Origin of the sequence: Hymenobacter sp. (genome assembly GCF_036388155.1) — a bacterium.
Lineage (GTDB): Bacteria > Bacteroidota > Bacteroidia > Cytophagales > Hymenobacteraceae > Hymenobacter.
Genome location: NZ_DASVSI010000010.1, coordinates 1 through 8,407 on the forward strand (window position 1 = coordinate 1; position 8,407 = coordinate 8,407).

General features: G+C 60.6%; 8 protein-coding genes. All 8 read right to left on the bottom strand.

Annotation, left to right across the window (positions count from 1 at the left end; all coding sequences use genetic code 11):
- Positions 1-65: 65 nt before the first annotated feature.
- Positions 66-737, bottom strand: a complete 672-nt coding sequence (locus VF629_RS01535) for an urease accessory protein UreF (RefSeq protein ID WP_331056677.1) — start codon at positions 735-737, stop codon at positions 66-68.
- Between the two features lie 72 nt (positions 738-809).
- Complete coding sequence (ureC, locus tag VF629_RS01540; protein ID WP_331056678.1) at positions 810-2,528, bottom strand: urease subunit alpha; 1,719 nt, start codon at positions 2,526-2,528, stop codon at positions 810-812.
- Between the two features lies 1 nt (position 2,529).
- Positions 2,530-3,039, bottom strand: coding sequence for a hypothetical protein (locus VF629_RS01545; protein WP_331056679.1), 510 nt, complete (start codon positions 3,037-3,039; stop codon positions 2,530-2,532).
- A gap of 35 nt (positions 3,040-3,074) precedes the next feature.
- Positions 3,075-3,815, bottom strand: a complete 741-nt coding sequence (locus VF629_RS01550; RefSeq protein ID WP_331056680.1) for an urease subunit beta — start codon at positions 3,813-3,815, stop codon at positions 3,075-3,077.
- A gap of 222 nt (positions 3,816-4,037) precedes the next feature.
- Positions 4,038-4,604: an urease accessory protein gene (locus tag VF629_RS01555; protein WP_331056681.1), complete on the bottom strand. Its 567-nt coding sequence runs from the start codon at positions 4,602-4,604 to the stop codon at positions 4,038-4,040.
- A 219-nt stretch (positions 4,605-4,823) separates the two neighbouring features.
- Positions 4,824-5,945 (bottom strand): 3-isopropylmalate dehydrogenase, encoded by a 1,122-nt coding sequence (gene leuB, locus VF629_RS01560; RefSeq protein WP_331056682.1) that lies wholly within the window; start codon positions 5,943-5,945, stop codon positions 4,824-4,826.
- Positions 5,933-6,535 carry a 3-isopropylmalate dehydratase small subunit gene (leuD, locus tag VF629_RS01565; protein WP_414653837.1) on the bottom strand — a complete coding sequence of 201 codons (603 nt, stop codon included), beginning with the start codon at positions 6,533-6,535 and terminating at the stop codon, positions 5,933-5,935. The genes leuB and leuD overlap by 13 nt, the downstream gene beginning before the upstream one ends.
- A 319-nt stretch (positions 6,536-6,854) precedes the next feature.
- On the bottom strand, positions 6,855-8,249 hold the full coding sequence (leuC, locus tag VF629_RS01570; protein WP_331056684.1) for a 3-isopropylmalate dehydratase large subunit: 1,395 nt from the start codon (positions 8,247-8,249) through the stop codon (positions 6,855-6,857).
- Between the last annotated feature and the right edge of the window lie 158 nt (positions 8,250-8,407).

Genomic DNA, 8,407 nt, shown 5'->3' on the forward strand with positions numbered 1-8,407 from the left:
GCGCGGACTTTTAGTCCGCGATTGGGTGGAATGATGTGGAACCGCGGACTAAAAGTCCGCGCTACTTAGTTCTGGAAAAGCTTGGAGTAAATATCCTCGTGCAACACCTGCGCAGCATCGAGCAAAAACGCGGAGCGAACCGCCTCATGGTACTCCTTTCCTGCTTGCGCCGCCAAAATGTGCTCAAACACCGCGTAGAAATCGTGTTGCAGCTGGTGGCCCTCCAGCGGCCCCAGAAAACCGAGGCGAATGGCGGCGCTGAGCTGGTCGCGGAGGAGCATATGCAGGTACATGGCCTGTAGCTCCTCCAATGCAAAGCCGGCCCGCTGCAAGGCCAGTGTGAAAACCAGCGTGAAATGCGGCGGGATATTTTGAGCCACGAACCACTGGGTAATGGATTCGAGGTTTGCGTCAGGGTAAAAAGCGACGAGGAGCTTCAACCAGTTGCGGCCTTGCACGGAACTGGCTTTGTAGAGCGCGGGCACCAGCAATTGGGCATCGTATTCTTCAGCTACCGTTTGAAATTTGGGGCTCTGTTCAGTGAGCTGGAAAGCAGAATTGATGAATGGCAACTCCGCACTGCCGGCTTGCTGCAAGTATGAATACAGGTAATTCCGCAGCGCAAATGGTGTATTCACCAGCCCGAAGGTGATGCTGCTTTCCAGCCCGTAGGAATAGGCGAACGAGCCAGTGGGAAGGGCTGAATCGACGAGGTGCAGGAGCCGAGCGAATTGCATGGAATGTAGCGCGGACTTTTAGTCCGCGCGTGGATTGTGTTGAACTCGCGGACTAAAAGTCCGCGCTACATCCTAAAACAAATTATACAGCTGCGCCAGCGGCAGCACCTCGGCCGGCTCGCAGGTCAAGTGCACGCCGTCTACCATCACGCGGTATGTCTCGGGGTCAACTGAAATATTAGGCAGGTAGTCGTTCAAAGCCATGTCCTTTTTGCCGATGTTGCGGCAGTTTTTCACGGCCACTACCTGCTTGGTCAGGCCGTAATTATCCTGCACATGGGCTACCGAGGCGCGGGACACGAACACCATCGAACTTTTGCCGATGGCCCCGCCCAGCGCCCCGAACATGGGGCGTGAGAACGATGGCTGCGGTGTGGGAATGGAGGCGTTGGCGTCGCCCATCTGCGATTGGGCGATGATGCCGCCTTTGAGTATCATCTCCGGGCGGGCGCCGAAAAAGGCGGGTTTCCAGAGCACCAAGTCGGCCAGCTTGCCGATTTCGACGGAGCCGACTTCGTGCGAAATGCCGTGAGCGCGGGCCGGGTTGATGGTGTACTTGGCCACGTAGCGGCGCACGCGGAAGTTGTCGGCCTGGCCGGTGGCAGCGTCTTCGGGCAGGGAGCCGCGCTGTTGCTTCATTTTGTGGGCCGTTTGCCAGGTGCGGGTGATGACCTCGCCCACCCGGCCCATGGCCTGCGAGTCGGAGCTGATGATGCTGAGCGCACCCATATCGTGCAGGATGTCTTCGGCGGCAATGGTTTCGCCCCGGATGCGGCTTTCGGCGAAGGCCACGTCTTCGGGAATGTTGCGGTCGAGGTGGTGGCAGACCATGAGCATGTCGAGGTGCTCGTCGATGGTGTTCACCGTGAAGGGCCGCGTGGGGTTGGTGCTCGACGGGATGACATTCGGCTCGCCGCAGATTTTGATGATGTCGGGCGCGTGGCCGCCCCCCGCCCCTTCGGTGTGGTAGGAATGGATGGTGCGGCCCTTAAACGCCGCCGTGCTCGTTTCCACGAAGCCGCTCTCGTTCAGCGTATCGGTGTGGATGCAGACCTGCACGTCGTATTCCTCGGCAATGCTCAGGCACATGTCGATGGCCGCCGGCGTGGTGCCCCAGTCCTCGTGCAGCTTGAAGCCCAGCGCTCCGGCCTCGGCCTGCTCGCGCAGCCCCTCCGGCTTGGAGGCGTTGCCCTTGCCCAGAAACCCGAAGTTGAGCGGGTAGGCCTCGGTGGCCTTCAGCATGGTTTCGAGGTAGAAGGCGCCGGGCGTGCAGGTGGTGGCGTTGGTGCCGGCCGCCGGCCCGGTGCCGCCCCCAATCATGGTGGTGACGCCGGAGGCCAGCGCCTCGGGAATCTGCTGGGGGCTGATGAAATGGATGTGGCAGTCGATGCCGCCGGCGGTGAGCAGCTGGCCTTCGCCGGCAATGACTTCGGTGGTGACGCCCACCACCATGCCGGGCGTGACGCCGGGCATGATGTGCGGGTTGCCGGCCTTGCCGATACCCACGATGCGCCCGCCTTTGATGCCGATGTCGGCCTTGAAAATGCCGGTGTAATCGACCACCAGCGCGTTGGTGATGACCAAATCCATCGCGTCGGCCTGCCCGATGCCGGCGGCCTGGCCCATGCCGTCGCGCAGCACCTTGCCGCCGCCGAACTTGCATTCCTCGCCGTACACGCAATAGTCGCGTTCAACTTCAATCAGCAGGCCAGTATCGCCGAGGCGCACCCGGTCGCCGGTGGTGGGGCCGTACATGTCGGCATACGCGCGACGGGAGATGGGGAGGGACATATTAATTGGGTAAGACTGGCGGCGTAGAATTGAAAAAAGCGTTGATTCTGTCCAGAAGTGGCGCTATTGGTTTACGGCCAATCATGATGCTATAAAATTGATTATTCACCGAAGTGTCAATTACCTGCGCGTCCTCAACTTTCAGCAGATATGGAAAGCCTTTTCGCTCTTTGACGCTGTAAAGCATTTTTGAGACATATTGGCTATCCGTGCCGAAATCCACTTTTTTTCCATCTACAAAAACAACTACAACTGAAGAATCCAATTCGGGCACAATAACTTCTCTAGCAAATTCGACGCTGCTTTTGCGACTATTATAACAGAAGAAACAAGTGCCATTCATTCGCTCTAAAAACAGTTTATAATTCTTTTCAAACTGCTTGTTGCTGAAGTGAGAATAAATTAAAAAGAATGGAATGGTAGGCAGGATGACAAGAATGAATAGGCCGATGGCTATTACCCCAAATCCTAGCAGTATTGTGTCCTTAATTTTTGAAATCAGTCTTTCCATATTGCAGAATACGAAATCCTGTTAGGACTCAAAAGCTATTTCTCTAGTTTCTCCAGCGCCTGCTGCTTCTTTCCAGCACCATCCAGCTGCCCATCAATGAGCCCATTGCCGCCGTACACGATGCGCTCGCCGGCCAGGGCCACCAGGCGCACGCGCTTGCGCTCGCCGGGCTCGAAGCGCACCGCCGTGCCGGCCGGGATGTTGAGGCGGAACCCGTAGGCGGCCGCGCGGTCGAATTGCAGCGCCGCGTTGGTTTCGAAGAAGGGGTAGTGCGAGCCGACCTGCACGGGCCGGTCGCCCATGTTCACAACGTCCACGTCGACCGTGGCGCGGCTTTCGTTGAGGATGACCTCGGCCGGGAGCAGCTGGTATTCGCCGGGCTGGGCGTGGCTGGCGTTGTCGGGCGCGACGCCGGGGGCTGGGGCTTTGCTCAGGCCGGAGCCGTAGAGGGCCAGGGCGGCATCGCCGGTTTCGCGGCAGATGGGGTGGTGCACGGTCACGAGCTTGGTGCCGTCGGGGAAGGTGCCTTCGATTTGGACTTCGTGAATCATGTCGGCCACGCCGGGCAGCACGTCGGCCAGGCCCAGCAGCTGCTTGCCCTTGTCCATGAGCACGGCCACCCGCTCGCCGTCGCGGATGAACTCCAGCAGCTGCGTGGCGATGAGGGCCAGGGCTTCGGGGTAGTTCAGGAGCAGGCCGCGGGCGTAGCGCTTCTGGGCCACGAAACCGGCCTGGTGGAGAACGAGCTTGTCGAGGTCTTTGGGGGAAAGGTGCATTGGGTTAATGGGTGAATTGGTGGATGGCTGGATGGTTGAAAGAACGTCATGCCGAACGTAGCCGAGGCATCTCGCCCACGCCGCCTGACGCCGGAACCTCACCCCCGGCCCCTCTCCCGCGGAGAGGGGAGCCTAACGATTGACGACAGGAGTAAGACCGGTGCCCCCTCTCCTGGGGAGAGGGGGTCAGGGGGTGAGGTTGACGGGCGCACGACGCTTGAGTCACCATCGCACATTCCCATAAATCATCCAGCCACCATATAGAATACAGATAAGCGAAGAAAGTGTAACCGTGGCCGTTTTCAGCGTCCTGCTGATTTTCATGCGCTTGGTGAACGGCACGCTGCACAGCCCCGCCACGATGAACATGCCTAGGATGGAGCCAATACCAAATACCACGAAGTAGAGCACGCTCAGCCACGGGTCACGGATTTCGCTCATCACCAGCAGCACCAGTGCGCCGCTGCCGGCCAAGCCGTGGAGGAGGCCGACGGCGTAGGCGGCGCGGGAGGGCGTGGCGCCGGGCCGCACCTTGGCGGGCGGGCGGCGCTGGTCGAGCAGTCGGCTAATGCCCATGACAACGAGCATGAGCCCCACGGCAGCTTCGAAGTAGCCGGAGGTGAGGAACGTGACGCGGCCCAGCAGGATGATACTGCCCACGACGACCAGCGTGGTGGTGTGGCCCAGGCCCCAGTAGATGCCGTCGCGCAGGGCTTCGGCCAGGGTGTCGCGCCGCGAAATGAGGTTACCTACAGCCAGCAGGTGGTCGGGTTCAAAAGCATGGCCCATTCCAGCTACGGATGCAAATAAAATGGGCAGCAGGCTTTGCATTAGAGGGGCGTTGTCGAGGAAATATAGGCAATGCCGCCGTTAAAAGAGTTAAGGATTGGGATATGCGGGTAAAATGTAGCGCGGACTTTGCAGTCCGCGTCTCCGCGCCGTTTGCGAAATGTGGTACGGCGCGGGGACGCGGATTGCAAAGTCCGCGCTACTGTATTGCAAGACTCGCTAAATGATGGTGCTCATGCCCGCTCGAATATTGCTTTGGTGGAACCTACACTCGGCCAAGTCCATCACGCCGTAGGCAATGAAGCTGCCTACCTGCTCGGTGGTGTAGCGCATGGCGGCGTTGAGTTCGGGGGTAAGCACTTCTTCGTTTAGGGCGTTTTGCACGGCGGCGCGCACGGCGTAGGCTTCCTCGGGCAGGCCGAAATGGTCGAGCATGAGGGCGGCCGAAAGGATGGCGGCAATGGGGTTGGCGATGCCTTTGCCTTTGGCCTGCGGGTAGGAGCCGTGGATGGGCTCGAACAGCGCGGCCGAGTCGCCAATGGAAGCGGACGGCAGCAGGCCCAAGGAGCCGGCAATCACGGAGGCTTCGTCGGAGAGAATGTCGCCGAACATGTTCTCGGTCAGCATCACGTCGAACTGCCGCGGGTTGAGGATGAGCTGCATGGCCGCGTTGTCGACAAACAGGTAATCGACGGCTACTTCCGGGTAATCGGGCGCAATGCCTTGCACCACTTCGCGCCACAGGCGCGAGGTTTCCAGCACGTTGGCCTTGTCTACCAGCGTCAGCTTTTGGCGGCGGCCCTGGGCGGCCTGGAACGCGCGGTGGGCAATGCGCGCAATTTCTTCGCGGTTGTAGGTGCAGTTGTCGAAGGCGGTGCCGTCGGGCAAGCGGCCTTTCTCGCCGAAGTACACGCCGCCGGTTAGCTCGCGAAAGATGATGAGGTCGGTGCCGGCAATGCGGTCGGGGCGCAGGGGTGAGTGCTGCAACAGCTGCTCGTAGGCCACCACGGGGCGAATGTTGGCGTACAGGCCCAGGCTTTTGCGCAGGCCCAGCAGGCCTTGTTCGGGGCGCACTTTGGCGGTCGGGTCGTTGTCGTACTTCGGGTCGCCGATGGCACCGAGCAGCACGGCGTCGGCGCGGTGGCAGGCGTCGAGGGTGGCGTCGGGCAGCGGCACGCCGGTGGCGTCGATGGCGCAGGCGCCCATCAGCCGGTAGTCGAAGGTGAAGTGGTGCCCAAACCGCTCGGCCACGGCCTTCAGCACGCGCACGGCCTCGCCGCACACTTCCGGGCCGATGCCGTCGCCGGGCAATACGGCAATTCGTTTGCTTAAATAATCCATGTGCGTTGCTCTTCGTAGGTGGTAATGGCGTCCCGCTGGCTGAGCAGGTAGTCGATGTCGTCGTAGCCGTTAATGAGGCACTCTTTTTTGTAGGGGTCGAGGTCGAAGTGGAAGCTTTCCTCCCACACCGGCACGGTGAGGGTTTGGGCCGGCAGGTCCACCACGAGTTGGGTGTTGGGGTAGTGCGTCACCCGTGCCACGAGGCGGTGCAGCACTTCGGGCGTCACTTGCAGCGGCAGCAGGCCGGTATTCAGGGCATTGCCGCGGAATATGTCGGCAAACTCGCTGGAGACAACCACTTTGAAACCGGCGTCATACAGGGCCCAAGCGGCGTGCTCGCGGCTGGAGCCACAGCCGAAGTTCTGGCCGGCAATGAGAATCTGGCCGTGGTAGCGGGTGTCGTTCAGCACAAAGCCGTGTTTGGGCCGGCCGTCGGAGGCGTACCGCCAGTCGGCAAACAGATTGGCCCCGAAGCCCTCCCGGGTGGTCGCTTTCAGGAACCGGGCCGGGATAATCTGGTCGGTGTCAATATTTTCGAGCGGCAGCGGTACGGCCGTCGAGTGCAGGGTCTGAAACTTGTCCATGAGCAGGCGAAGGTGATGGGGAGGAAATAGGGCGGTCTGACGAAGGGGAAGCCTCCGGAGCAGAAGGCAGTTGGCGCATTTCGTCGGCGTAGCTAACCCAGCCGGCCGAGGCGCTTTGGCGGTATTTAAAGACTGATAAGCAGAGCATAGTGTAGAGTTTTTTCTTATGAACAGAAGTGTTTTATGGGTTTCAGTTCGTCATGCAGAGCGCAGCGAAGCATCTCGCGTGTGGTAGTTATTCAATCGTCCAACGATGCGAGCGAGATGCTTCGACTCCGCTGCGCTCCGCTCTGCATGACGGTCTTTTTTCGTTTGGGTAAATCGATTAATTCAGGTACTGCGTGATGTCGACGATGCGGCCCTCGACAGCCGTGATGGCGGCCACTAGCGGGCTAGCCAGCAGCGTGCGTGCCCCCGGCCCCTGCCGCCCTTCGAAGTTTCGGTTGGAGGTGGAGACGCAATAGGCGCCAGCCGGAATCTTGTCGTCGTTCATGGCCAGGCAGGCGCTGCAGCCGGGCTCGCGCAGCTCAAAGCCAGCCGCGGACAGAATTTTGTCGAGGCCTTCGGCAATAGCCTGCTTCTCCACCGATTTCGAGCCGGGCACGATGATGGCCTCCACGTGGGCGGCCTTGTGTTTGCCCTGCACGTAGGCAGCCACGGCACGCAGGTCTTCGATGCGCGAATTGGTGCAGCTGCCGATGAACACGTAGTTGATTTCCTTACCCAGCAACGACTCGCCCGGCCGGAAGCCCATGTATTGCAGGGATTTGTCGAAGCTGGCCGCTTCGCTGGCGGCTACCTGCGCCGGGATGCGGCCGTTGAGGGCGATGCCCATGCCGGGGTTGGTGCCGTAGGTAATCATGGGCGCGATGGCCGAGGCATCGAAGGTGAGTTCGGCTTCGAAGTCGGCATCTTCGTCGGAATACAGCGTTTGCCAGTAGGCCAGGGCCTGTTCCCAGCGCTCGCCCTGCGGGGCGTAGGGCCGGCCGTGCAGGTAGGCGAAGGTGGTGGCATCGGGCGCAATGAGGCCGCCGCGGGCGCCCATTTCAATGCTCATGTTGCAAACCGTCATGCGGCCTTCCATGCTCAGGGCGCGGATGGCACTGCCGGCATACTCCACAAAGTAGCCCGTGGCCCCGCCCGTGCCCAGCTCTGAAATGACGTGCAAAATGAGGTCTTTGGCCGTGACCCCGGGCCGCATCTCGCCGTCGATGGTGATGCGCATGCGCTTGGGCCGGCTCAGGAGCAGGCATTGCGTGGCCATCACCTGCGTGACCTGGCTGGTGCCGATGCCAAAGGCAATGGCGCCGAAGGCGCCGTGCGTGGACGTGTGGCTGTCGCCGCACACAATGGTCATGCCCGGTTGGGTGAGGCCCAGTTCCGGCCCGATGACGTGTACAATCCCCTGGTTCTGGTGCCCTAATCCGAATAGCTCGACGCCGAAGCTGGCGCAATTCTCGGTCAATTTATCAACCTGGGAGCGCGAAATGGGGTCGGCAATAGACAGGTGCTGGTTGCGGGTGGGCACGTTGTGGTCGGCGGTGGCCACAATCTGGCTGGGGCGCAGCAAGGGCAGGCCCCGCTCGCGCAATTCGTCGAACGCCTGCGGGCTGGTGACTTCGTGAATGAGGTGCCGGTCGATGTAAAACACCTCCAGCCCGCCAGGAATGGCTTTTACAACGTGTGCTTCCCAGATTTTATCAAACAAAGACTTAGGCATCGGGTCGGGTGGGATTGGCTATGGTGTAATTAGGTCGTCATGCCGAGCGCAGTCGAGGCATCTCGCTCGCGCCTCCTGTCATGCTGAGCTGGCGAAGCATCTTCTCACTGCGAAACGATTCGTGCTAACCTGATAAGATGCTTCGCCAGCTCAGCATG

What these genes read in the sequence shown, in the direction of transcription:
- leuB (WP_331056682.1), bottom strand. Translation starts at nt 5,945, where the DNA reads ATGGATTATTTAAGCAAACGAATTGCCGTATTGCCCGGCGACGGCATC.
- VF629_RS01550 (WP_331056680.1), bottom strand. Translation starts at nt 3,815, where the DNA reads ATGCACCTTTCCCCCAAAGACCTCGACAAGCTCGTTCTCCACCAGGCC.
- VF629_RS01545 (WP_331056679.1), bottom strand. Translation starts at nt 3,039, where the DNA reads ATGGAAAGACTGATTTCAAAAATTAAGGACACAATACTGCTAGGATTT.
- VF629_RS01535 (WP_331056677.1), bottom strand. Translation starts at nt 737, where the DNA reads ATGCAATTCGCTCGGCTCCTGCACCTCGTCGATTCAGCCCTTCCCACT.
- VF629_RS01555 (WP_331056681.1), bottom strand. Translation starts at nt 4,604, where the DNA reads ATGGGCCATGCTTTTGAACCCGACCACCTGCTGGCTGTAGGTAACCTC.
- leuC (WP_331056684.1), bottom strand. Translation starts at nt 8,249, where the DNA reads ATGCCTAAGTCTTTGTTTGATAAAATCTGGGAAGCACACGTTGTAAAA.
- ureC (WP_331056678.1), bottom strand. Translation starts at nt 2,528, where the DNA reads ATGTCCCTCCCCATCTCCCGTCGCGCGTATGCCGACATGTACGGCCCC.